This is a genomic window from Butyrivibrio sp. ob235 (assembly GCF_900109475.1).
In the GTDB taxonomy this organism is placed as follows: Bacteria; Bacillota; Clostridia; order Lachnospirales; family Lachnospiraceae; genus Butyrivibrio.
This window is the reverse complement of sequence record NZ_FOBE01000028.1, coordinates 1-24,081: the sequence shown is the minus strand read 5'-3', so window position 1 is coordinate 24,081 and position 24,081 is coordinate 1. Positions and strand designations below refer to the sequence as shown.

Sequence of the window (24,081 nt, the reverse complement as noted above, 5' to 3'; positions counted from 1 at the left end):
AGAAAGGAGCTGGCTATGAAGGGACCTTTTGATGATATGTTTGGAAATACTCCATTTGATCTGAATAATGACGGGCATATAGATGCTGGTGAATGGGCTTTTATAAATGATACAGTTTTCAAAGAGGATGATGATTCATCCGATTTTGATGAGGAGGAAGATGAACTCGAGGACGAGCTTGAAATGGCTGGCCTTTCCAGGGATGTTCTGGAGATGATGGATCCGGATGAGAGACGCGAGGCACTTGAAGATGCCGGATTTGATGCAGACGATTTCGATGATTTTGCTTTTTAAGCTATTTACAAATAGTTGTTTTGTTTGACATAAAGCATATCCGAATGAAATGATCCATCCTCTGGGTAGTAGGATATGTAGCCACATGGCATTTAGTCTGGTAGGGGATTTTGTGAGATCAGCCGGGCTGTACTCCTTTCTAAAATAGTAGGCGCCAATAATTTTCAGAAATTGAAGATTACTGGCGCTTTGTTATGTTCTAAAAACTAAAACTAAACCAATCAAAAAAATCACATGATAATAATTATATAAATCCAATGAAAACGATATTGGGATATTTCTAGGTGATGTATAACATAATTACATAATTACAGAGAGGTCAGACAACGAATAGATAATAAAAACAATGAATGTTGTGTTTTTAAAACCTGGGAAATAATATTATATGCTCAGAAAGAGAAAAGCAACAGCCAAACGGCTAACATATACCACAACCAAGAAAGGGGTAAAATACTATGAGATTTAACGATGTTCAGGATACAAGAAAAGCAGAAGTTAAGAGAGAGCAGAGAAACGAAGCATTCCGCAAAATGTATGATGATTGCCTTGAGAAGCTTTCAGCATTCTACAATAAAGAGAAAATGACAGTTGCATTCGGAGCTACTTTCACACTGTGATTCTTCAAAATTAATAAATGTATAAAAGGAAATAATCCCTGGAGTAGTAGATCGATTTTGGTCAATGCTCTGGGGATTTTTACGTTATAATATTGATACATTATGAAGCGAGGGGGATATTTTCTTGGAAGAGATTTTTGATGTAACAGATGATAATGGCTTTCCTGTGGGCAGGACAGTCACAAGATCAGAAGCACATGATAAAGGGATTTCACATAGAACTGCTCATACATGGATAGTCCGTAAGGCTGGTGATTCATACGAGGTGCTGTTGCAGAAGAGAAGTGCCAATAAGGAATCGTTTCCTTCAATGTATGACACTTCTTCAGCTGGGCACATCCAGGCAGGTGATGATCCGCTCGAATCAGCTCAGAGAGAATTGTTCGAGGAGCTGGGGATAAAAGCTCATGAGGGAGACTTTACCTTCGCAGGTAAGTTCCACATTAAATACGAGATGGAATTCCATGGCAAGATGTTCAGGGATAATGAGGTAGCTTTCGTATATGTCTATGAAAAGCCAGTGGTTGAGACGAATCTCGTCCTTCAGACAGAGGAAGTTGAAGAAGTAAAATGGTTCACCATAGATGATGTACTTGAAGGATGCAAACATAGGGACGGAACGTTTTGTGTTCCGATGGAAGGCCTTGAAACAGTGATGAGGTATCTGGGATATGATCAAGCGTAATCTTCAGGAAACATAATGATATCGCGGATCATTGTAGTGATGAAGTCACGGCATTTTCCGCAGCCGGTACCACATCCGGTTGCTTCCTGGACTTTTTCATATGTATCAGCACCATTTTTGACGGCATCGAGTATTTTGCCATAATTAACGTTTTTGCAGGAGCATGCGATTTTATCTCTTTTCATATCAGATATCCCTCCGAAGATTGATTGTGACAGTATAGATATCGGCAGTTGTTTGAAGGGATATTACGTGTATTATCAAAAAAGGTAGGGGTTATTGTTGCAAATAAGAGAATTAACAGAGGCTGAGCGAGAGGCCTACGATGAAATGACTAAGAACGCAAAACAGCTCACGATCTTCGGAACGGAAGATGAGCTGAATGAGAAGGACTATATATTTGACAGAGAAGAAGGAGATGAGTGATGCCGCAGTCGTGGAGCAGTATAAGAAAGAAACTTGAGCAGGATCTCATTTGCGAGAGCCTAAAAAACAGAGTTCAGTATTTCAGGACAAATTACCATGGAGCACCGGATGATTACGGAAGATTTGCTGTAAGGATAGATGGGAAGGAAGTTTTTCAGGCAAATCCATATAATGAAATGGCAATATTCAGGTATGGAGCTGAAGTTAAAAGGGAGCAGAATATTCCCGGACGAGAGTGGACTGATGATGGGGAAATAATCAATCAGGAGGTAAATCTTGCTGCAGAAGAAGAGGGTAGGATCAGGGCAGCAGAAGATGGTATCGTTGATTCCTGTTTAGTTCCCTATTCCATAAAAAAGTATCTTAATCAGGATATAAAGGATAGCCTTGCCGACGAAGATCCAATTATAAGGATGCTGGCGATTTTTGACAGAAGAGTGGGAAAAAGGACTCTGAGGGATATTTCTAAGACAGTGCAGGAGCAGCCTGAATGGTTGCAGGAGTTTTACAGATTGAGGCTTGATGCTGAAGGGATAGCATATTGATATGTCAGAGTAAAAAATAGGGAACGCCAGAATCCTCTGTGATTAGTAATCAAAGCAGAAGACCCTGGCGATTTTATTTTTGGAGGGGTTCTGCCGGACGTTAACTATCCGGCAGTATTATGTTATGAAAAAAGTATTCTATAAAAGATTTTCCAAAAGGCTTTCGCCTCTCGATGGATATAATATATAATGCTCACCTTAAATTTACCTTAAGGATTACATAAAAAGGTTGCCGTTCTTTTTTGCACTATTAGAAGAATAGATACTCAGTTTTTACCATAGCGGATATGCATTGTGTTTTCCGGTTTTTGTATAATTATCATAACAACAGATAATAATGGTTTGGAGGAGACCAGCTATGAAATGTCCTAAATGCGGAAATGAGATGACAAAAGGAGAGATTAGCGTTAGTGCGAATACATCCAGGGGATGGCCGGTACTCTTCTGGGCAACATCGGATGTATTTAATCGCGTGTTTCCACAGCTCTTGACTGCTAAAAAGGCTTCTGCAGAGGGTGGAGTGCAGATAAATTTAGGAAATGGATGGATGAAACCTCGGAATGTCGGATATATATGCAAGGAATGTAAATGTGTTCTGATGGATTATTAAGGCTGGAAGACTTGCAGATGCTAGCGATTCGGTTATAGTGAAAATACAGTATTGTATTTGAAAGGAGGCAGCATGGATAATAAGGATAAAAGAAATGAAAACGAAAATAGCAACAAGTCCGGTATTGAGTATGGAGCAATGGCACTATTGTCTGTGCTGGCTGTACCGGTAATACTGCTTGCAGGATTTTTTCTGGATGATAAGAGAAAGAAGTGAAGATTTAGAATGAAAAATACAGAAGTTAGCAAGTTTATCAGTCTCATACTGAGGCATAAACCTGAAACCATAGGCATATCTTTGGATGAACATGGATGGGCAAACGTTGATGAACTGATTGCAGGCATTTCAAAGACTTCGCCGATAAATATGGAAATACTGGAAGAGATAATAGCTACTGATAATAAGCAGAGATATTCTTTTAATGAAGACCATACTCTTATCAGAGCGAATCAGGGGCACTCCATACATGTAGATGTGGAGCTGAAAAAGGTCACTCCTCCGGATACCCTTTATCATGGAAGTGCTGAGAAATATGAAAAATCGATTGACGAACAAGGACTGATTCCTAAGTCTAGGCTTTATGTTCATTTGTCTAAAGACTATGAAACTGCGGTAAATGTCGGGAAAAGACATGGTAAGCCTGTAATCTATAAGGTGAAGAGCGGAGTAATGGATAAGGATGGGATAGAATTCTTCTTGTCTGAGAATGGAGTATGGCTCACCAAGGCAGTGCCTGCAAAGTATTTGGAGAAAATGAAGTAATGTCATAGGGACAATAGTGGTTAGGGAGCATTGTTTGTAAAGTATTTTTATACTAGCAGTATGATGCATTTCATTTTCAACCATGTTATTATGGGTACAACAAAGGAAAGAAATAGGGCAAAGCCCGGAAAGGATTAAGCGATGTTTACAGCAACATTCAGAAGTTATTATAGTGAACGACTCTATGCACTGCAGAAAAATGAGCAGGGCTTTAATAGTATGCGTCCACATCAAGATAACTTAAAGCGAATGAGCTGTATGGAGATATAACCGTTTTGGAATAATACCAGACATATATGCCGCTTATCTTGTGAAGGACAGGGTAAGCGGTATTTTTTATGCTCATGAAGTACCGCTGATAACAGGAAAAAGGAGAAAAACGATGTTTACAAATATTCCTGCGATCAACATGGTCGCAACAGGGCAGAGAATTTCAGATTTAAGAACAGCAGCGGGGATGTCCGTAAAGGATTTACAGGATGTATTCGGATTCGGAACTCCTAATGCTGTATACAAATGGCAGAGAGGATTAGCTTTGCCAACAGTTGATAATTTGGTCGTCTTATCTGCGGTATTTGGAGTTCCTATAGATGACATTATCGTGGTAGATACTGGCATGAAGGCGCAGATAAGCGCTTGAAAGCAAAATAAATTGCGGGGCTGAGGGTAAAGCAGTTCCGCACATGGTCCTCTGGTCTAAAGGTTAGGACACAGCCCTTTCAAGGCTGGGATACTCGGTTCAAGTCCGGTGGGGATCACTATGGGTGGGTATGCCTAGAAGCGAGGGCAAGAGTCTGTAAAACTCCCACATTTGAAACACCGCAGGTGCAATTCCTGCTCCACCCACTTGTGTTTGCGTGACCGAGATGGATTATGGTGCTTTCTACGCTCCGCTCCGGTCGTCGCAGGACTGGCATCCCCCGGATGCCATGCGACCTGCTAAGGCAGAGCACGGATTATCGTGCCGAAGGTTCGTTCTACGTTCCACTTCGGTCGGTGCTAAGCACTCGTCCCCCGGACGAGTAGCACCCTTCCGCAAACGCTCCGGGTAGGTAGCCTAGTGGCGAAGGCAGGGGTCTGTAAAACCCTGACATCAGAAACAGCGTGAGTTCGAGTCTCACCCTGCCCACTATAGTGTCATACAATGACACTGTACAAACTGATCCGCTACGACGATAATATGATCAGAACAAAACAAGAGGGCAGCAACAAGCTGCAGAAAGTTAAGAGGTTTAATTAAGAATGTACTACGTAACTATCAATAAGCAATTTGATAACAAACAGTTCATGCAGTTCTGCAAAAATCAGAAGTGCTTTGTTAGTTATGCAAATTGCAAGTTGGTGGAAAGTGGTCCAGGATATGCCCAATGATGGATAGTCCGGAGCATTGAAAATACAGAGATATCTCAGTACCACTTAGCTTGCATGAGTTAGGTGGTTTTTTAATGCTTTTTTTCGAAGGAGATTAGGAAAATGGATTATCCGGTAATTGATATTGAAGGAACAGGAATACACATCAGAGATCTGATAAGGGAAAGTGGTCATACAGTAACAGAGGTTTCAGAATACCTGGGAACTAGTACATCCCTTGTATACAGATATATCAGAGGTGAAGTGCTTCCGAGCATTGACAGAATAGTAGCGCTTTCTGTTTATCTTGAGGTTTCTATCGATGACATAATAGCCGTCGAGTGAGACTGCACCATGCGGTATGGGGTAATGGTAGCCCACAGGATTTTGGTTCCAGTAATCTTGGTTCGATTCCAAGTACCGTAGCTAAGACGTAGTAGCCAAGCTGGAAAGGCAACGGACTGCAACTCCGTGATCGTGAGTTCGAATCTCACTTACGTCTCTATAAGGACTTGGAGCTCAAATGGTAGAGCAGGGGACTGAAAATCCCCGAGAGGCGGTTCGATACCGTCCGAGTCCACCATGTTGTCTTAGCTCAGTTGGAAGAGCAACGGTCTTTTAAACCGTAGGTCATGGGTTCAAGCCCCATAGGCAACACTTGCCGTCTTAGCTCAGTTGGAAGAGCAGCGGTTTCTTAAACCGAAGGTCGTGAGTTCAAACCTCACAGGCGGCACTGATGCGGTATAGCTCAATTGGTAGAGCACCTGACTCTGACTCAGGGCGTTGCAGGTTCGAGTCCTGCTACCGTAGCTTCGGACATATAGCTCAATCGGCAGAGCATCCGGCTGTTAACCGGAGGGTTGTGGGTTCAAGTCCCTCTATGTCCGCTATACCTGAATAGCTCAGATGGCTAGAGCGTCTGTTTCATACGCAGAGGGGCACTGGTTCGAGTCCAGTTTCAGGTAGCATGAGACTTATAAATCGTTTTTTATGGATGGCATGCCTTCGGGACTATGTCAAAAATATTAAAGGTCTTATAACGCCTACGTTATATCCTCCTCCAATCATAATCGAACATATATTTGCATTTGCTGTACAGATTATGACACACATAAGGTGTTATTATCAAAACATAGAAAAACATAGAAACAAACAACTCCATATGAGCTTCAGTAGAGAACCATGGAGCAGAAAGGAGCCAAAATGATAAAAAGAACATTAGCACTTATGTTAGCACTTTCATCTGTTTTGACAATAGCACCAATTAAGGTAAAAGCAGAATCATTGTGGGAATTGTATAAAAGAGATCCCAAAGCCTACTACGAAAAAATCTTCTGCATTGATGAAGAATCTAAGGCAAATGGATGCTACACAGATTTCAAGGGAAGAATTGAATATGCTAAAAATGGAGATGTTCTCTTCATAATGGATAATGGAGAAATTATCAATAGAACTACAAATGAGGTAATAAGGGAAGCAGACAAGAATGTGATTGCATCTGAAGGTGGAAACAATACTGCAGGATCACAGACAAATGGAAAAGGATGGGTTTATTCTTCAGACGAATTACATGTTATTGGACTTCCAGAAGGGTCTAATGGTTATACAAAACCAGGATACTATGGTGATGTAGACAGCTCATATTCATCTGGATATTCAGGATCTGGTAAAGGCTGGGTATATGATGCGGATGAACTCCATGTAATAGGTCTTCCTGAGGGAGAGGATGGATATACTATGCCCGGATATTATGGAGATATAGATTGATAAGTTCAAAACGAGAGGTGTGGTGCTATGGAAAGTATTCTGATATTTATCATCACAATTATCGTATTAGCTTATAAGTATCTAAAAGAGAATAAGGGAAAGATATTTGCTATAGTAAATAAACTAGGATTAAAGATAATCAGTATTTTCCTTATATCAATACTTGTTTTAGCGATAATAATTGAAAATGTAACTCAGAAGCTGCTCAATGAACTTGAAAAACAAAATGCATACTAAATATTTGTTAGTAGGCGAGGTTATTTGAAAAGGAGGTCTACTATGGGACTATTTGGATTATTTTCTAATGATGACGAACATGATGTAAGATTGACGGATAGAGAAATCGAAAAACTGACCAAGAATATGTCCAGGTCAGAAAAGAAGGAATTCTACCGCAGGCAGGATGAGATGGAAAGAAATCGAGCGGATAAAGAGGCATGGCTATGGGCTATGGGCGATTGGGATGAAGATGAATAAGGACTTTAATGTAAGACAACCATATATATTTTGTTATGTAGAAGAGAATTATGATAATTCGAAAAAAACTATAAAACAGATATATATCGTCAATATAGTGATATAATGATAATGCATGGGGACTTCGAATGATTCCCATGCATTTTTTATTATTTGGTCATGTAGTGGTATGAATGGAGATCTGCATGGAACTGCTGTTAAGAATAAAACCATCACAACTTGGCAGATATTATGAAACACAATGCGATAGGTTTCTTGTCTATTATTCCGTTGATAAGAGCGAATATAGTCGCTTAGGGTGGGATGAACCCAAGGAATTCAAGGCAAATGCAGCCATGCTAGCAGGTATTGAATGGGAGAAGATTCTTTATCAGAGATTAAAGGATAATCCATCATGTGAAGTTCAAAGATTAAAGGATAAAAGAACCAACAGAAAAGAGCAGAATCCCAAAAGGATAGTGGAAACTTTAAAAAATCTGAAAACCACTGATAAACCAATATATATATATCAGGCATGTATACAGAATACAGCCTCATTTAAAGATTATTATCATACAATGATTGGTGATTGTGGAGATAATGTTTCCCTAAGCAGTAGGATGTATCCGGATTTTCTCAAAGCCGAATATTCTCCAATAAAAGGGAAGTATTGCCTTACAGTGATTGATGCTAAAAATGCAAGTGTACTACGTGTTGGTGCACAGATCCAAATAGCCTTGTATGTTAAATCTCTAAAATATCTTCTTGAGGATGAAAATATAACCAATTGTTATGTAAATGAAGAAGAAGGAATTGTCTGGAATAGGGAAAAAATAACAGATAACTGTATAGAAAACCTTTTTGATTTGCGCGATACAAACGAGGAGTTAAACAAATTTTTTTCAGAGAAACTCGTTAATTTGTGTAATTCAATTATTCAGAGCACAAATGGGATACAACTCCATAAAAGTTTAAAGTATTGTGTTTCTGCAAAATGTGAACATTGCGATAGTTTCGGGATGTGTAGAATGTTTTGCGCTGAAAATTGCAGCGTAAGAATGATGCCATATATATCCGTAGGTGCTCAGCAAAGACTGGATGAACTTATTATAGACAAAGAAATAGAAGATGATTCATTAGAGAGCATACGAACAGCATTGTTAAGTAAGCCACATATTCTTACAGATAATTGCTATTATTGGAATAATGTAAAGAATAATCTATATGCATATGAGGAAGGATTACTGAATTATTATGATGAAAACAATGTAAGGTTTCCCAAAGCATCCTCATCTATTTCATTTCCTATAAGTCAGAATTTTATATTTCTATTAACAGCGCAGCAAGATGCTTTGTCAGGCAGGATATATGCTTATGCTTGGCTCTTAATTCCTGGCAAAGGAATAGATATATGGAATCAAGGACTTAGTAGTAACGGATATGTTCAGATTTATGAAGGTAAAGAGAATAAACCTGGTAAGGGAACTTACTACGATTCTGTAGTTGCTCATTCTGAAACAGAGGATGAATTTAATAGAATAGATAGATTATTTGTTGAGAGAGTTTATGGTCTATTAGAACGAATAAGTGATTATCCGGAAAAAGACAGAAGAAAGATGCAGTGTTTTGTCATGGACGGATATGAAAAGAGTAACATCGAGACAAGCCTCTATTATATGCTTGAAACACTAGATCCGGAAAAAGAAAGTGTTCTCATAGAGAAAGTGATGTCTGTTCTCTCTTGGATTCAAGGGAAACGGCTTGTAACAGATGCAAACTTTGGGCCTGAGGAGTTTATAGAAAACCCTGTTACGGTGATTTCATCAGAAATATCAAAGTTGTATGTTCTTTCGAAATGTGTGGAATATAACTTAAAAAGTACGGCATCTATTTTTTCTCCGGATTTTAATTTTGATGATGACAAAAGTGATTATATTGGGATGTTCTCAAATGTTTTAGATGGTACACCAATAATTAGGGCATGGAAAGAACGCGATAAAGAAAGGAAAAAGCAGAGAATAAGCAGCATTGCACAACACTTAAGGAGGAGATTGTTTGTAGAATCCAGAATAATATCTGCAATTCAGGGTGATAATGAAAAAGGCATTAAACTAAGTTCATGGCCAGCTTCATATCAATTGCAAAAACCCAAGCAGTCAAAAAATGTGGAGATAGCACGTCTTGATTTTGAAAACAGATATGAACAATTACTTGAATATAATGCGATAAGATCAATCCGAGTAGCTGGAATACAAAATGCTATAGACAATGGGCATATTTTATGGCTAGAGTACAGCGGTAGCGAAAGTATATATAAGATTCTCAACCATGATAGTTATATAGGTAAAAAATGGTTTACTGCCTGGCTGTGTGAAGATAATCCTGAAAATCGCACACAAATAATGGTATTAAAAGATGCTGCTTATACAGGAAATATTAAGATAAGATCCTCAGCACAGTATAAGGTTAAAGATACAGAAACGGTTTTTTATCCTGCACAAGAGTATACATTTGTCGATGACGGAAAAACAGCTATTGTAAATTTTATTCCGAGAAAAAAGTCTGGATTTATACCAAGGAAAGGCGGCAAATACCTTTTATTCGAAGTATATACTGATATAAACAGCCCCAAAACCGGGCAAGGTATTTCTAAACTTATAGAACGGCCTGAATTACTTGATCCCAAAAGCATTACTGGAAAAAGTGATGTGATATTTGATTCGCGTACAGAACAAATCTGTAGCCAATACTGGTCTCCGGATAGAAATGCTTTCAGTGATTCACAAAAGGAAGCATTCATTCATTTGCTTGAACGGAAACTGACTGTTCTTGTAGGACCTCCAGCTTCTGGTAAAACAGATTTTATTTCACGTGCAATTATTACCATTGCAAGCTACTACAAAATGGTTAAGGGCAAAGACATGAAGATCATGGTAACAGCCATGTCACATTCTGCAATAGATAATGTTCTGATAAAAACAGCCAGAATGTTATCCAAAGGAAATACTTGTGGGATCAACGTTTATAAGGCTGATAAATATGATGATGAGCTTTTATTTGAAGGAACATCTGTTAGACTACTAAAGCCAAGAACAGTTGCTGCAACAATGCGTTCTTCAGGGATTCAAATAATTGGAATGACATGTTGGTCAGCATATAAAGAATTTCATGAACCGGAAAGCGGCAATTTACAGATTTTTGACATTGTTGTCATGGATGAGGCTTCGCAAATAAGAGCAATGGATGCTTTTCTTACTCTGGAGTGTAGTGATAAGAATACGCGATATCTGCTTGTTGGAGATGATGATCAGCTCCCGCCTATTATTAATGGGAAGTATAAAGAGACAGAAGGGCAAAAATATATTTATGGTTCGGTCTTCCACATGTTTATAACGGGACTTGGAATAGGTCATCCGGATATCGTAAGGCTTTCAGATAATTTTAGAATGAATGCAGCATTATGCAGGTATCCAGCCAAAGCAATTTATGGAGATAGTTACAAGGCTTTTGATAAAAAAATTGCTACACAGACTATAAAATTGCTTAAACCAATAAAAAATGAACTGATTAGCGAGATACTTGACCCGGATTATCCATTGGTTTTCTGCGAATTATTCGGAAAATCGCGTGAACAAACAATAGTAGAAATAAAAATAGTAACCATGATCATTTCTGAATTATGGAATTATGTTGTTAATATTGATTCAGGGCTTTTAGCAAGTAAAGAAGGAAATTTCTGGAGAGAGTGTATTGGTCAGAACGGTAGGCTTCTAGATGGTGCCTGTGGTATTATTTCTCCGCATCATGAGCACATAAATAGATTGAGGTCAAGTATCGCGGGTGTTCTTGGTCAAAATGGAAATGAAATATATATTGGAACTGTAGATAAGCTTCAAGGTAAGGAAAGGTCTACAGTAATAGTCAGCTATGGGGTTTCAGAACCCGAAAAAATAGCTAATGAGAGTGAATTTATATTTAGCAGAAATCGATTTAATGTATCACTCACAAGAGGAAAAGCCAAAACCATAGTTCTTTTATCTGATGCAATTGCTGAATCAAATATGATGACGAGCAGTATGGCGGCGGTGGACAATAATCTCAGGAAAGGTTTCGATTTTATACATGGATTTGCGAGGTATATGCAGACTGCCGAAGATGATGAAGATATTGTAAGCAGGAGTTTTCTTAATCTTACAGAGAATGTGAGCTTAAAACTTTGGAAGAAGAGAACAAAATAATGGCTAAATTCTATCTGCTATGAGGAATAGCAAGGGAGATAGGGATGAGAAATAATTATAGACATAAGTATAGCGAAGATTCATTGGCTTTCTATCTTGACTTGGAACGGAACAAGTTTAAAAAGCATGTGAAACATGTATTGAGTGAAATGTTTTATGGTGAAGCAGATTTAAAGATGCTTGCTATGCCAATAACTATGGAACCGGAAGAGCTTAACATACTAAAGACAGATCTTCAGGAACTGCTTGCGTTTTATGAATCTTTGGATAAGCGGATTGCGCTTGCTACTGATGATAGTAGATTTATTTTTGAAGATCTTCAAAATGGATTAAGTGAGATAGATCTGGAATGGTTAATAGATGCATCTTCAGATGGCGGATTTATATATGAATTAGTTAATTACTGTATAGAAGATAAGGCCGATCAGATTTTAGAGGAAAAGTATTCCAAGAAAAACGGGTATTCTGATCCGGGAGAACATATGGGAGATGCATTTTCTGAAAGTGTAGATGTTTTTCAAAAAATGGCGACAGAGTCTTCCTTAGATGCGGACCAGTATTTTGATTATTTAAATAGCATTCCGGAGTTATTGAAAGAATGCTTAAACGCTATGGCTGAAAATAATCTTGTGGATTCTATTAGATATGATAGAAATCTCAATATGGCAGCTAAAACTATAAAAGAAAGCACTCCGTCTAAAGAACCTACTACTATTCAAAAGGTTACAGTGCCTGATTCAGATTCAAATGTTCATACATCTATTACTGATACAGCCAATAAAGGCAATACAAAAGATGATGAGAAAAGCCAAAATGCTTTTGATTCTAACATTGTTATGATGCTAAAAAGAGGCGCTAAATATGTTTCTGATAGAGCTAAGCTAAGGGAGTATTTGGCTCAAAACTTAAAGGATGATAAGCTCCATCTTAATCTGCTCATATTTGCTTATGTCGAAGGTTTTTTGCCTCAAATATATAAAGCGGCAAATAAGCAAGAAACGGCGCAAGTCTATGCTGATAGGATGATTAATCACTATGGCGTGACTAGAGAAAATGCTAATTGGAGTATTAGTGCTTGGTGTCAGATGTTTGGATATGTCGTTGAGCTAATGAAAGACAATTTTGATCACTCAGTAAAAAATGATTCCGGGCATATGGTTGAATTAGGGATTGGTATATATAGGTGTGGAGTAGATTTAGAGCCAGGTGAACATGCTATTGTTGTAGATTGGAACACAAATTCTAAGTATAAGACGCATGAATTGTGGTGTAAGGTCAGTGATGACCTCAACAGTGGCTTTAGTGGTGGAAGAATTGAGTTTAGAGATAAATGTTATATAAAGATTAGTAATGGTGAATATCTGAAAATTGGTGCGTATGGGTCAGAAAACTTCGAAGATATATTACGTATAACTGCCACAAAAGTATGATTTTTGGAGAATATAGTCATGGTAGATCAGAATATTAAAATTCCAGACTTATATAAGTATATTCGAGACTTCTACGATACTACTCTTGATAGGGTATTTGAAGTATATGAAGGTAGACTTGAAATTGCAGTTGAACCCATGCTCGATGGTGAAGAAATTCAGCGTGTATGCGAGTATATAGCTCTTATAGAAAATCGCTTAATGCATTTTCAAAATATAAAAGAGAAATATATGCCTGGATGTGAAATGAGAATTATCTGGATAAAAAGGTTAATCGATGAAACAGATTTCGATTTTATAAAAAATGAATTATCCGTATTGGGTAATTTTTATAAGTTTGCATCATATGATCCATACACTATGGCTGATAATATATATCTTAATCAATATGCTCCACATGCAAATGCAAATAATGATTCTGATCTGATTTCCAGAGCTCAAGCTGAGGCATTAGATATTTATGTTAAGTTGGGCAATGATTTTCAAGATGTGTCAACGCTGTTTATAAGTAATTTGAGCAAAATTAAATATATACTATCACGATTGGCATCCCTTGAGGTAAAGAGAAATATAATTGAACAAAGTGCGCCTCGCACAAGTAATGCTGATAATAGTTACACTAATGATATAAATACGGCTAGAAAAAGTCCTCAGGAATCAAAAGAGTTAGCCAGTCAGTTATATGACAAGCTAAACGACCGGCTAGAGGGGTATCATGTCAGTTCCGTTGTGGTAAATGGTATGCCAGCAACTCAGCAAAAAAAGTCGTCTATTGATGGAAGTTGGGATGGTGATATTGATTATAATGTTTATTCTGATATTGATGGAGACGTTACAGGAGACATTAACGCAGAACTACATGGAGATATAGATGGTGATTTACTTGGCGATTTAAATGGCAAAATGTATGGGAATATTTCCGGAGATGTCCTTGGTGATATTAATGGATTACTTGTTGGTAATATCGAGGGCGATGTTTTAGGTGACATTGATGGAGAAGTTCGCGGGGACATAATGGGAGATGTTTTGGGATTTGTCAGAGGTCGTATTACTGGTACTGTTTTTGGAGAAATAGAAACAGAGGATGAAGAAGATGATGATTGGGATGATGATGACTATGATAGCGATAATTGGGATGACGATTGATAGATTATTCTGATATCTTCAAAAGAATGGCTATATTTGTGATTGATAAGACATCGTAGCAATGTGCTATGGTGTCTTTTTTTGACTTCAAAAGCGTCTCAAATATTGTCGCATAAACACTGAATAGTCTTATGACATCTGCATTTACGACATTTATCACCTAAAAATTAAATCCGCAAAAATTACACACCTTGTAGTGAAAGGAGGAATGCACTGCAAATAAAAGAGGAAATATACAGTGCAAATTTCACATGAAAAATACAAGGAAAAATACAAAGGATATTTTCAAATCGGAAAAATTACAATTGAATGAGGAGGTGATAGAAGGCGTGAATAGCAATCCAGACCTATATGGTGGCATTTATAAGGAATTGGCAGAACTTCTAGGGGATGCTGCAACAGTAAAAATCTGGAAGAGATTTTCGGGTCTAAATGTTACCTTTCCCCAGAGACTATATTCCAAGGAATACACAAAAGAATTCATAAAGGAAAATATGAATGATCAGAAACCTGCTGAGCTGTCAAGGGCAATGGGACTATCTGAGAGGAGAATAAGGCAGATTATTACCGAAATCAAGCATGAGAATGAGGAGGTGTGATATGGCATTTTGTTCTAATTGTGGTTCTGAATTAAAGGAAGGCGAAAAATTCTGTACTAATTGCGGCAAAGCCGTCTCAACTGAAGAGCGTACACAAAAGCCCATCAATTATACAGAAAATAATACTGTGAAAAAGCCCAAAAAGAAGAAAAAGGTATGGAAGATTATATTGATAATCTTTCTGTTATTAGTAATAAGTGCAGGAGCATACATTTATCATGAGATGAATGAAGATTTTCCTAAAGATATCGGAAAGGAGAAAACAACTGATATAGAGATAGGCGGGATTGTGTTTCCTATGTCTGAAGCATATGAGTTTGCAGATTCAAATGCGAGTGGAGGACAGTCCTATAAAACAAAAGGTGGCAGATCATATATGCTGTTTGAGAGTACGGATCTAGACATACCTGAAGGATTTGATATTGCGGATAAGGACTTAGAAGCCAAGATTTATGAGGCAATCAAATCTAATGCTGATGCTATTCTTACTTCACCTAAAGAAGTAAGTACAGATGATATGAATATCGATAGTTTGAAATGCTGGTCAAAAGCATATGAGGGTACATATGAAGGAATAAACGCACATATGAAATATGTAGCTACATATAACTCATATAGCAAGAAATTTGTCGCGGTGACAATAGTAACAGCTTCAAGCTATGCAGATAAAGCCATGGCCAGATATGACAGGATGCTTAATACTGCAAAGGTAAATAAATCTGTATCATCAAGTGCAGAAGGAGTAAGCGTAGACTTAAAAGACCTTCTTGATAGTTATGAGGAATTCATGGATGAGTACATAGAATTTATGAAGAAATACAAGTCAAATTCTACTGATGTTGCAAGTATGCTTGGAGATTATACGGAAATAATGCAGAAATACACCGATTTTGCTACCAAGATATCAAATCTCAACACTAGCAATATGTCACCTGCGGATTATGCATATTATATGGAAGTAACAACAAGAATATATAAGAAATTAGCGGAGATAGAATGATACTATTACGGAGCCAGGGTAATAAAACGTCCTGGCTCTATGTTAAACATTATGCGATGATATTTTAAGTAAATTTTAGCGTTATATCGACAAGCATGATGTATAATGTATATTAATCATATTTATTCATAAGGGGGTCCAAATGAGTTCTATTTACAGTTTCTTGGCGGGCAAAATGAATGCCATAATTCTAATCTGTGGTGTGTTACTGATTGTTTTACTTGTGGGTAATTATATTGCTATTCTAGGGCACTACAATCAAATAAAATCCATTATGAATTGGAAAAATACAAAAAGTATGCTGAACAAGAACACTCATGAAGTGGAAGATCAGGCAGATAGTGAAAAAGTCACTCCAGATTCTATAAGGGAACTGGAAACAGCTTTTAACAAAACATGCTCATGGCATGAGGCTTTTTCACAATTGATTCCGTTATTCCCGCTTTTTGGAATTCTTGGAACTGTTGCTGGACTCATCATGCAGCTTAATACGGAGGACCTTAGCACAATATTCTCTTCATTACATTTGGCATTGGGATCAACTTTTTATGGACTGATTTTTGCCATTATTTTGAAGTTTGTAGATGCTGTTGGTCCTTCAAGAACAATAAATGAAACAGAAATTATCCTCGAAGATTATGATAAGAAGGTTAATAACGCAGTAATGCTGGGAAATATATCTGAATAACTAATTTTTGAGGGATTAAGATATGAAGAGACGTAGGAACAAATCTAACATATTAATAGATTTAACTTCATTGCTGGATGTTGTTTTCATTATACTGCTGGTTGTTATGTGTCAGCTCCAAGAAACAAAGAACACGTATGCAGCTAAGGAAGAAAGCATTCAGCAACAAGAAAATGATTTTAACGAATTGAAAAAACTCTATAGTGATCAAATAGAATCACTAGGTTCGGTATCGGATTATATTTCATATATCACTGTGAATGCACAATATGATGAGGACTTGGTCACTAGACATATTACCATCTTGAATTCAGACAAACAGTCTGAAATACCAGAAATACCGCAATTAAAGGGACTGCGTGTTTCAGATGGGTATGATGAACTAAACAAATATCTTAGTACTTATGTTGCTGAAAATCCTGAGAGAGTAGTTGTTTTGTCGTTTAATGAAGATGATGAAGATATTCTTTACAGGGATGAAAAAGCAATAAAGGAAATCTTTACTCAGTTAAGTAGTGAGTACCCCAATATAAGAGAAAAATAAAGGGATAATTATGATACCTATATTTATGATGATAATTGGCGCAATTATGATATTGGTATCCGTTTTTATGTGTCTGATGTACTTATTTGAGCCTTTATATAAGAACTATCAGATAGTTATTAAACGGAAGGATGATTATGCGCATTATACAGCACCTAGAACTTTTGCATTATTACAGAAAGCTAGGAAAGGCTATTGGATTCAAACCGGGATTTTATTCTTAGTAGGCTGCATATTGTTTTTCTCAGGTGTCTATTTGAGATATGGTGAAAGGGGATTTGGCATTTTATTTTCAACAGAATTAGAAAGTGAAGATACAGATCCAATTAATGGAGAATTGGCTGAAGGATTTGATCCATCTGGGAATTATGTCTCCGATGATGGTGTAGTATACACTCAGTATGTAATAGTAAAGGGAACGGACATATTATTTAAAGATGAATACGTTTGTGATGTAGAAGAATTTGAAACAGAAGTAAATAGGCTTCCCGAGGGAAATACTATATATGTCATTGACGGTTATGCCTCAGCTCACACGTTTCATGAGGTTATGAGAATTCTGAGCGAGAAGGGATTTGAATATGAAACAGGCGAATAAAAAACGGATAGGGATGGCTATCTTTTTGTTGTTATGTGCTTCTCTCATGTGCGGATTTGGAAAAAAGTCGGTAGAACTAACGACAGATACATTAATTAATCTTGATAAGGCAATAGAAATTTCCGTTTTAGGAGTGGAGGAGACAGGAAAAACAAAAGAAAAAGATACCCAAAAAGAAAAATCATCTGATAGTTCAACAGAAAAAAGTAGCGAATCGAAGCAGGTTAATTCAGTAGAGCCCGCAGGTAATGGTAAAAAGGAAATAGAAACTATAAAGGTAAGAATCCGGGACAGAGAAATATTTGTTCATGGGGAGGATGTTGCCATTTCTACGGATGAGTTATCAAAAAAAATAAAACAGCTTTACACCGGTAGTGAAAAAGTTCGCTTAATAGACGATTATGCAGAAGCTCATGTATATCGCGAAGCTGATGAAATACTATTAGGATTGAGTTCTGAAATGGGGTTTAAATATGATGCAGATTAACCACTTACGAAAAAGAGTTGGGACAATAGCAGTATGTACCATGTTGATCCTAATGAATATTATGCTATGTGGAGCATGGTTTGCAAAACCAGATGTAATATTGGATACAGAAAAAAACGTTTTATATCAATGTACTTCTGCTGATGTCGTTATTAATGCGTTTGAATCTGATCCTAAAAATGCGAAGGTAAAATATAATGAAAATCCTTATCTGATTAGTGGAACCATAATTTCTAAGAAAAAAAATAATAAAGAACTCTCTTTAGGGATAGACAAGCAAACAAAAAGAGTTATTACGTGTAAAACGACTGATAAAGCTGCATTAGAAAACTTTAAAGAAGGTGATCAGATAAGCCTTTTTGGGAAACTGAATGTGGGACTTGTCAAATATAGTCTAAGCATGAACATAGATAATGTTATGAGTAGCCCTAATACATCTTATGCAGATGATACATATATTTTGCTAGATGGAACGGTAGTAAACAAAACATCCCTTGTCAAAAGAACGTTTGCTGAAAGTGGCTTTATTTTTTTCATTCCGTCTGGATGGAAGGCAATCGAGCATGATATTGAAAGTGAAAAATTGGGTAATATGCCCGGATATCAATACACTCTTAATAAGATAGGGAAGAAAAGGGCAAAAGCGGAAAGCCTTTTTATTTGCTACTTTGACAAGACGAAAATGGTTGATATCAACGATCAAAAAGAAAACGATCTGATAGAAAAAGCTATAATAAAGGACATTCTAGGTAAGGATACATTAAAAGAGTTTCCATTGAAAACTATAACTACTTATTATGGCGCAAGCTATAAGTATTACAGGGATACATATAAACAGGCACTTGGTGAAAAATATCAGGTTGAATTCATATTTCAAGAGGTAGATAATGCTATTCTCGTTTATGTATATGTTTATCAGGAGCCAAATAATATTAGTGATGTGATGACTGTTCTTAGGTTTGTGGAGGATACAAATAAAAAGTGACGTTGATTAAAGTTATCAGAACCTTGGAGGATGAATATGAGCGATAGATTCCAGGAAGATGATTGTTATTGTGGTAATTGTCATAAACCATTAGGAGAAAAAGATAAATTTTGCCCTTACTGTGGAACCAAACGAGGAGAGGGCAAATTTGATCCCTTTGATAATGAGATTACATGTGTATATGGACCACCTGTAACAGTAAAGTACAAATGTAAGGCTTGTGGCAATAAATGGACAGTTAATACATTAGGTGGTGATAACAGTAAGTATTGTCCGGAATGCGGCAAATCACCTATCACAAAAATTAGCGAAGAATTTGGAATGTTTTAATTATGAGATATAACCCAATGGACAAATTATGTCCATTGGGTTTTGTAGACTATAGGCATAAAATACGAGAGCTGCAAAACGGCGGATTTAACAAAGATAATGGAGGAAGAACACTTTGGTTTCTCTGTTTGATGCATATGAAATAATTAAACATGGATCAGAACTGTGGCCGCTTATATCGATATATGAGTACCCTGATTCCTACATGGCGTTTGGAGTTTGTGATGATGATCGTGTCGTGGTTATTGGTAAAAAGATGGGAGATATGGAGCTAATTTCTATGCCAAGCTCTTCTGAATGGGTATGCGGTGATCAGAAGGAAGTATATCTGAAAGAGTTGTTTGATGAATTAATCGGTTTTTATGAGAACAATAAAGATGAGAAGCTATTAGCAAGGCTTTATCAGATAGCTTACAATGAGCGCTTTTATAGCGAGAGTACTCCAAGAGATCTGTCAATGTTTAGAAGCAAGGAAGATTATGACTCAATTATCAGCAGATGGAGAGAGATAGAGAAGCTTCTGTATTCTGAAATCAGAGAAATTATGGACAATGATAAAACAATTGTATATCCGCCATGTGTTCTGGATAAATGGGATGATCCATTTTATAGAATAAAGCCGTTTATGCTAAGAAATGGCTATACTGACGCGAGAAGCACTAAGACATGGGGGAAAACAAAGGATTAAATAAGAAGGCAGGGTAAAAATGTACCATCCAATCAAAGAAAAGAACATGCAAGCTTTAGCAGCCTATCAGAGGCAGTTATGGAAGAATCCGAAGCTCACCTTTTTGTTTTTTGAGCTGACGGACAGATGTAATCTGAACTGTATGCATTGTGGAAGCAGTTGCTTAAATACAAATGTGACATACATTGATTTTGAAGTGATTAGTAGGACTTTGAAGGAAGTATCCGAGCGGTATGATCCAAAGCAAATTATGATATGCGTTACCGGCGGAGAACCGATGCTTCATCCGGATTTTATTAAGGTTATCGCAGCATCTCATGATTTAGGATTCCCGGTAGGGATAACCACAAATGGAACACTGATTGATGAAGAAATGGCTGAGAATCTTAAAAAAGCTGGGCTGGATACTGTGGCGATTAGTATTGATGGCTTAGAAGTAGCACATGATGCTTTTAGGCGGAACCCCGGTGCATTCAGGAAAGCAATGCAGGGAGTAAAGGCGCTGAAGCGAGTGGGAATAGAGCCGCAAGCACTTACTGTTATTCATAAAAACAATTTTGACCAGTTAGAGGATATTTATAACTTTGTTAAAGCAGAGGACTTTTATTCTTGGCGTGTTGTAAATATGAATCCTATAGGCAGGGCAAAAGAGCATGAAGATTTACTCCTTGATGGAGAACAGCTCAGAGAACTATATGATTTTATCCGTAAAAAACGCTTTGATCCTGACAATGATATGGATGTTACATATGGTTGTTCACATTTTGTCACATATGAGTATGAAAATGAGCTTCGCGACTACTACTTTCAGTGTGGAGCCGGTACAAAAATAGCGAGCATCCGAGCTAATGGCGACATTGTTGCGTGTCTTGATATTGAAAGAAGACCGGATCTTGTGCAGGGAAATGCATATAAGGACAGTTTCTGTGCTGTATGGGAGAATAGATTCGAGAGATTCAGAAGTGATCGTACTGCTGAAAGTGCTGTTTGTAAGGATTGCCCACATAAAGATGTTTGTATGGGAGATTCTGCACATACCTGGGATTATGATACAAATGAACCGCTGTATTGTGTTTCAAATATGATAGGAGATAGAGCGGAATGACTATACAGATACCCAAAACGGATAAGGATTATATTTTGATGGTAAACAGGGCAGAGCTTTATGAAAAGGCTCTGGAACTTGGATATGACGCGGTAATATATCCGGATAAGTCTGATCTTGATGATGACGACATAAAAGCAATAGAAGAATCAGGAAAGTTTCTTGTTTGTGTTTTTTATTCGGATGAAATGTCTGTAGATAGCAGACTTGAAGGATGGTATAAGAAATTTCATGATTTAAAAATAAAAAGAAGAACCATTAGTTTTGTAGATGAAATTGAAGACGAGGACAGATTTCTTACCTTAAACGTACTTGCTGATAAATACTTTATGACTGTGGAACATATGGAAAGGTATTTAGAAAGCGAGGGATATATTCCGACAGATGATTATGAGAACAAGTGTGGTAATTGTCATAAACAGCTTAGAACCGGAGAGAAATATTGTAAATACTGTGGAACAAAGCGTGGAGAAGGAGCGTTTCTTCCATATACCAACAGCACGGAAGTGCTATATGGGGCTCCAATCAAAATAAAGAAAAAATGCAAAAAGTGTGGAAATATCTGGATAGAGTATGAGTTTGGCAGGGAAGATATGAAGTATTGCCCTAAATGCGGGGAGCCTCAAGATAAATCCACGACAATGGAAGAACGCCGCACGGATTTATTCTTTAGTTATTTTGGCTCTGTTGCCCCATATGATACAAAAGACAGACCAAAGTTCCTTACAGAAGATCAGGTAATAAGTATCTTAAATAGCCGAAAGGAAGTGGGAGACAATTACAATAACGGTGATAAAGAAGTGGCAAAGGCTATTGATAATGCAGGCATTAAAACAGAACTAAGAATCAAAGATGATATTGTACCAAAGACTGAGGCTGAGGCAGATATGCTTAACCTCGTAAGAGAAATATTAAAAACAAGCGGCACGGATATTCATGCCTATCCCGGAGTGAAGTGCCCTCATTGCGGCTCATCAATGATTGCTGCGATTGATTATGGGAATGAGGATGAAAGTCAGTTTATCGTGGCATCGAAAGAAAAGGATCCTGTGAAAATTAGCGCTGCAAGTCATACAGGATTGCTTAATGATCAAACAAAAGAACCAGCATTTTTATGCATGTGCTGTAGTGAAGAGTTTAGCTGCTAATGAGTGGTGAACTCATCAACAAGGGAAGGTGGTAATATGCAGTTATCTTTACCAATTACTGAAAAAGAATACTATCTGATTGTGAATAAAAAGGAGATTTATGATAGAGCGCAAGAGTTAGGAGAGAGACAAGTCATACTGTTTGAAAGAGATAAGTTTGATGCTGATGATGTAATGGCTCTTAATAATTCTGAAAAGCAAGTAGTTTTTGCGTTCTTTTGTGATAAAGATGATAAAATACTTCACCATCTGGTTTGTCAGTTGGAACCATATATTCCATATTATTCGCTTAAGAAGGACACCGCTTTTTATAACGAATTTAGATATGAGAGTATTGATGCAGTTGTAAGGAGTCTTAAGGGGATTATTAAAATTATTGAATATGATCTGAAAGATGATGGACTCATTTCTACTACAGATTATGAGAACCGATGCGGTAATTGCCATTCTGTGCTGGATCCGGAGGATAAGTATTGTAAGTATTGTGGAACAAAGCGTGGTGAAGGTGCATTTAAGCCATATCGAAATGTCTCTTACGGATTGTATGGACCTTGTGGAACTTATTTTTATAAATGTCATAATTGCGGGAAAATATTTGAGTACTGGACTATTGGCTCAAGTGATGTAAAGAATTGTCCTTCCTGTGGGAGTGCGGTTGAGGAGATAGATTATAAGGAAGATGAGTAATCACATCATCAATCGGGTTGTTACTGCTGGGATGTGCAATAATCTTATATATGATTACATGAAAAAAGGATATGTCATCTAGCAGGCAGAAGATTCCGAAAAATATTGATAACCATTATTTTGTTTTTGAGGTGGGCTAAAGCTGTCCACCTCATTTTTTATACTCATAATGTCCCTTATTATGTTCCATTACCTGGAGGTACACATGAGACATTATAAAAAAAGCAAGCGGAAACATATAAAAGAAATAGAGCTGGATATCGAAAAGTTCTCAGATATGGTACATGAGTTAATGCCTGGAGAATCTCTTGATATAGATGAAGTAGTTGAAAGATGCAGAGTTAAAGATGTCAATGAAGATGGCTCGGAAGACCATATAAAGGAGATACTTATTATCTCAAAAGTGGTCCTTTTCATATCGCTTCTAAATACAATGCTGATAGTGCTTGGAAATGCACGAAAGAAAAGGAAGTAGCGATATGAATAAACCATTTTTTAAAGTATTTCCTACGTTAAAGCTTGATGATTCCACAAAACTCATATTTGAAGATGTGACAGTAGAAAAGGTCTCCGCTACAAGTAGACAGGACTATATAAGGATATATATTAGTAGCCGCCTTCCTATTGAGAAAAATGTCATATATCAAGTGGAGCAAGAAATACAGCAGCAGTTATTCCCAGACAGAGACCTGATGATAAAGATATATGAAAAATTCCTATTATCCTCCCAGTACACTGTGCAGACCTTTCTTGATATTTACTGGGAAAGTCTTCTGCTGGAATTTAAAAACTATGATCCCATTGAATACACGCTTCTAAGAAAGGCTGAATTTTCATATCCATCAGGGAATAGCCTGATTATTACAATAGAGGAATCTGTAATTGCAGAAAAAAAA

Annotated in this window: 31 protein-coding genes and 11 tRNA genes; 41 read left to right on the top strand and 1 reads right to left on the bottom strand. The window is 37.2% G+C overall.

What is annotated here, in order from left to right:
• The first annotated feature begins 15 nt into the window (after positions 1–15).
• The 3 genes from BMW61_RS16655 (at position 16) to BMW61_RS16650 (ending at position 1,596) form a co-directional block, all read left to right on the top strand.
• Entirely contained in the window at positions 16–294 is a 279-nt protein-coding gene (locus tag BMW61_RS16655) for a hypothetical protein (protein WP_242876782.1), read from the top strand.
• Positions 295–749: 455 nt separating this feature from the next.
• Entirely contained in the window at positions 750–911 is a 162-nt protein-coding gene (locus BMW61_RS22105; RefSeq protein WP_155829783.1) for a hypothetical protein, read from the top strand.
• Between the two features lie 124 nt (positions 912–1,035).
• Entirely contained in the window at positions 1,036–1,596 is a 561-nt protein-coding gene (locus BMW61_RS16650) for an NUDIX hydrolase (protein ID WP_091824171.1), read from the top strand.
• Here BMW61_RS16650 and BMW61_RS16645 read toward each other — a convergent pair.
• On the bottom strand, positions 1,587–1,781 hold the full coding sequence (locus tag BMW61_RS16645; protein WP_044932260.1) for a (2Fe-2S)-binding protein: 195 nt from the start codon (positions 1,779–1,781) through the stop codon (positions 1,587–1,589). The genes BMW61_RS16650 and BMW61_RS16645 overlap by 10 nt on opposite strands.
• Before the next feature lie 97 nt (positions 1,782–1,878).
• Between BMW61_RS16645 and BMW61_RS22100 the strand changes: the two genes are divergently transcribed.
• The 38 genes from BMW61_RS22100 to BMW61_RS16470 all read left to right on the top strand — a co-directional run.
• Entirely contained in the window at positions 1,879–2,022 is a 144-nt protein-coding gene (locus BMW61_RS22100) for a hypothetical protein (RefSeq protein WP_175475268.1), read from the top strand.
• A complete protein-coding gene (locus BMW61_RS16640) occupies positions 2,022–2,567 on the top strand; it encodes an SF0329 family protein (protein WP_091824167.1) in 546 nt (181 codons plus the stop codon). Before BMW61_RS22100 ends, BMW61_RS16640 begins: the two co-directional genes overlap by 1 nt.
• Before the next feature lie 358 nt (positions 2,568–2,925).
• The gene (locus tag BMW61_RS16635) at positions 2,926–3,177 is read left to right on the top strand and encodes a PF20097 family protein (RefSeq protein ID WP_091824164.1); all 252 of its coding nucleotides are present in this window, start codon (positions 2,926–2,928) and stop codon (positions 3,175–3,177) included.
• Positions 3,178–3,249: 72 nt separating this feature from the next.
• Positions 3,250–3,393 (top strand): hypothetical protein, encoded by a 144-nt coding sequence (locus tag BMW61_RS22095; protein ID WP_175475267.1) that lies wholly within the window; start codon positions 3,250–3,252, stop codon positions 3,391–3,393.
• Between the two features lie 9 nt (positions 3,394–3,402).
• Positions 3,403–3,939, top strand: coding sequence for an RNA 2'-phosphotransferase (locus BMW61_RS16630; RefSeq protein ID WP_091824161.1), 537 nt, complete (start codon positions 3,403–3,405; stop codon positions 3,937–3,939).
• 382 nt (positions 3,940–4,321) lie between these two features.
• Entirely contained in the window at positions 4,322–4,579 is a 258-nt protein-coding gene (locus tag BMW61_RS16625; protein WP_242876781.1) for a helix-turn-helix domain-containing protein, read from the top strand.
• 45 nt (positions 4,580–4,624) lie between these two features.
• A tRNA-Glu gene (locus BMW61_RS16620) sits at positions 4,625–4,697 on the top strand.
• A gap of 4 nt (positions 4,698–4,701) precedes the next feature.
• A tRNA-Tyr gene (locus tag BMW61_RS22090) sits at positions 4,702–4,785 on the top strand.
• Positions 4,786–4,985: 200 nt separating this feature from the next.
• Positions 4,986–5,068: transfer RNA gene (locus BMW61_RS16615), tRNA-Tyr, on the top strand.
• A gap of 344 nt (positions 5,069–5,412) precedes the next feature.
• Positions 5,413–5,634 (top strand): helix-turn-helix domain-containing protein, encoded by a 222-nt coding sequence (locus BMW61_RS16610; protein WP_022761973.1) that lies wholly within the window; start codon positions 5,413–5,415, stop codon positions 5,632–5,634.
• Between the two features lie 10 nt (positions 5,635–5,644).
• Positions 5,645–5,715, top strand: a tRNA-Gln gene (locus tag BMW61_RS16605).
• A gap of 4 nt (positions 5,716–5,719) precedes the next feature.
• Positions 5,720–5,791 (top strand) — tRNA-Cys (locus BMW61_RS16600).
• Between the two features lie 6 nt (positions 5,792–5,797).
• Positions 5,798–5,872, top strand: a tRNA-Phe gene (locus tag BMW61_RS16595).
• Between the two features lies 1 nt (position 5,873).
• Positions 5,874–5,946: transfer RNA gene (locus BMW61_RS16590), tRNA-Lys, on the top strand.
• A gap of 3 nt (positions 5,947–5,949) precedes the next feature.
• Positions 5,950–6,022 (top strand) — tRNA-Lys (locus tag BMW61_RS16585).
• A gap of 4 nt (positions 6,023–6,026) precedes the next feature.
• Positions 6,027–6,099, top strand: a tRNA-Gln gene (locus tag BMW61_RS16580).
• Positions 6,100–6,103: 4 nt separating this feature from the next.
• Positions 6,104–6,176 (top strand) — tRNA-Asn (locus BMW61_RS16575).
• Between the two features lie 4 nt (positions 6,177–6,180).
• Positions 6,181–6,254, top strand: a tRNA-Met gene (locus tag BMW61_RS16570).
• A 238-nt stretch (positions 6,255–6,492) separates the two neighbouring features.
• Positions 6,493–7,056, top strand: coding sequence for a hypothetical protein (locus BMW61_RS16565; protein ID WP_155829903.1), 564 nt, complete (start codon positions 6,493–6,495; stop codon positions 7,054–7,056).
• 27 nt (positions 7,057–7,083) lie between these two features.
• Entirely contained in the window at positions 7,084–7,293 is a 210-nt protein-coding gene (locus BMW61_RS16560) for a hypothetical protein (protein ID WP_091824158.1), read from the top strand.
• Between the two features lie 42 nt (positions 7,294–7,335).
• Positions 7,336–7,533 (top strand): hypothetical protein, encoded by a 198-nt coding sequence (locus tag BMW61_RS16555; RefSeq protein ID WP_091824155.1) that lies wholly within the window; start codon positions 7,336–7,338, stop codon positions 7,531–7,533.
• A 185-nt stretch (positions 7,534–7,718) separates the two neighbouring features.
• Positions 7,719–11,750, top strand: a complete 4,032-nt coding sequence (locus tag BMW61_RS16550; RefSeq protein WP_175475266.1) for a DEAD/DEAH box helicase — start codon at positions 7,719–7,721, stop codon at positions 11,748–11,750.
• Between the two features lie 44 nt (positions 11,751–11,794).
• Positions 11,795–13,180: a hypothetical protein gene (locus BMW61_RS16545; RefSeq protein WP_091824150.1), complete on the top strand. Its 1,386-nt coding sequence runs from the start codon at positions 11,795–11,797 to the stop codon at positions 13,178–13,180.
• Positions 13,181–13,198: 18 nt separating this feature from the next.
• On the top strand, positions 13,199–14,326 hold the full coding sequence (locus tag BMW61_RS16540; protein ID WP_091824147.1) for a hypothetical protein: 1,128 nt from the start codon (positions 13,199–13,201) through the stop codon (positions 14,324–14,326).
• A 251-nt stretch (positions 14,327–14,577) separates the two neighbouring features.
• Positions 14,578–14,925, top strand: a complete 348-nt coding sequence (locus BMW61_RS16535) for a Mor transcription activator family protein (protein WP_091824144.1) — start codon at positions 14,578–14,580, stop codon at positions 14,923–14,925.
• A 1-nt stretch (position 14,926) separates the two neighbouring features.
• Positions 14,927–15,925 (top strand): zinc ribbon domain-containing protein, encoded by a 999-nt coding sequence (locus BMW61_RS16530; protein ID WP_175475265.1) that lies wholly within the window; start codon positions 14,927–14,929, stop codon positions 15,923–15,925.
• Between the two features lie 142 nt (positions 15,926–16,067).
• Positions 16,068–16,613 (top strand): MotA/TolQ/ExbB proton channel family protein, encoded by a 546-nt coding sequence (locus tag BMW61_RS16525; protein ID WP_091824139.1) that lies wholly within the window; start codon positions 16,068–16,070, stop codon positions 16,611–16,613.
• Between the two features lie 22 nt (positions 16,614–16,635).
• The gene (locus tag BMW61_RS16520) at positions 16,636–17,157 is read left to right on the top strand and encodes a hypothetical protein (RefSeq protein ID WP_091824135.1); all 522 of its coding nucleotides are present in this window, start codon (positions 16,636–16,638) and stop codon (positions 17,155–17,157) included.
• A 10-nt stretch (positions 17,158–17,167) separates the two neighbouring features.
• Positions 17,168–17,755 carry a hypothetical protein gene (locus BMW61_RS16515; RefSeq protein WP_091824132.1) on the top strand — a complete coding sequence of 196 codons (588 nt, stop codon included), beginning with the start codon at positions 17,168–17,170 and terminating at the stop codon, positions 17,753–17,755.
• Positions 17,739–18,242, top strand: coding sequence for a hypothetical protein (locus BMW61_RS16510; RefSeq protein ID WP_091824129.1), 504 nt, complete (start codon positions 17,739–17,741; stop codon positions 18,240–18,242). The genes BMW61_RS16515 and BMW61_RS16510 overlap by 17 nt, the downstream gene beginning before the upstream one ends.
• Positions 18,229–19,227: a hypothetical protein gene (locus BMW61_RS16505; RefSeq protein WP_091824126.1), complete on the top strand. Its 999-nt coding sequence runs from the start codon at positions 18,229–18,231 to the stop codon at positions 19,225–19,227. Before BMW61_RS16510 ends, BMW61_RS16505 begins: the two co-directional genes overlap by 14 nt.
• Positions 19,228–19,263: 36 nt before the next feature.
• Entirely contained in the window at positions 19,264–19,557 is a 294-nt protein-coding gene (locus BMW61_RS16500) for a zinc-ribbon domain-containing protein (RefSeq protein ID WP_175475264.1), read from the top strand.
• A gap of 115 nt (positions 19,558–19,672) precedes the next feature.
• Positions 19,673–20,245 carry a hypothetical protein gene (locus tag BMW61_RS16495; protein WP_091824121.1) on the top strand — a complete coding sequence of 191 codons (573 nt, stop codon included), beginning with the start codon at positions 19,673–19,675 and terminating at the stop codon, positions 20,243–20,245.
• A gap of 19 nt (positions 20,246–20,264) precedes the next feature.
• Positions 20,265–21,350: a radical SAM/SPASM domain-containing protein gene (locus tag BMW61_RS16490; protein ID WP_091824118.1), complete on the top strand. Its 1,086-nt coding sequence runs from the start codon at positions 20,265–20,267 to the stop codon at positions 21,348–21,350.
• Positions 21,347–22,498, top strand: coding sequence for a zinc ribbon domain-containing protein (locus BMW61_RS16485; protein ID WP_091824116.1), 1,152 nt, complete (start codon positions 21,347–21,349; stop codon positions 22,496–22,498). The genes BMW61_RS16490 and BMW61_RS16485 overlap by 4 nt, the downstream gene beginning before the upstream one ends.
• 36 nt (positions 22,499–22,534) lie before the next feature.
• Positions 22,535–23,185 carry a zinc ribbon domain-containing protein gene (locus BMW61_RS16480; protein WP_091824113.1) on the top strand — a complete coding sequence of 217 codons (651 nt, stop codon included), beginning with the start codon at positions 22,535–22,537 and terminating at the stop codon, positions 23,183–23,185.
• 205 nt (positions 23,186–23,390) lie between these two features.
• Positions 23,391–23,660, top strand: a complete 270-nt coding sequence (locus tag BMW61_RS16475; protein ID WP_091824110.1) for a hypothetical protein — start codon at positions 23,391–23,393, stop codon at positions 23,658–23,660.
• Between the two features lie 4 nt (positions 23,661–23,664).
• Positions 23,665–24,081 (top strand): PolC-type DNA polymerase III N-terminal domain-containing protein (locus BMW61_RS16470; protein WP_175475262.1); only part of this gene is annotated, 417 nt, incomplete at its 3' end.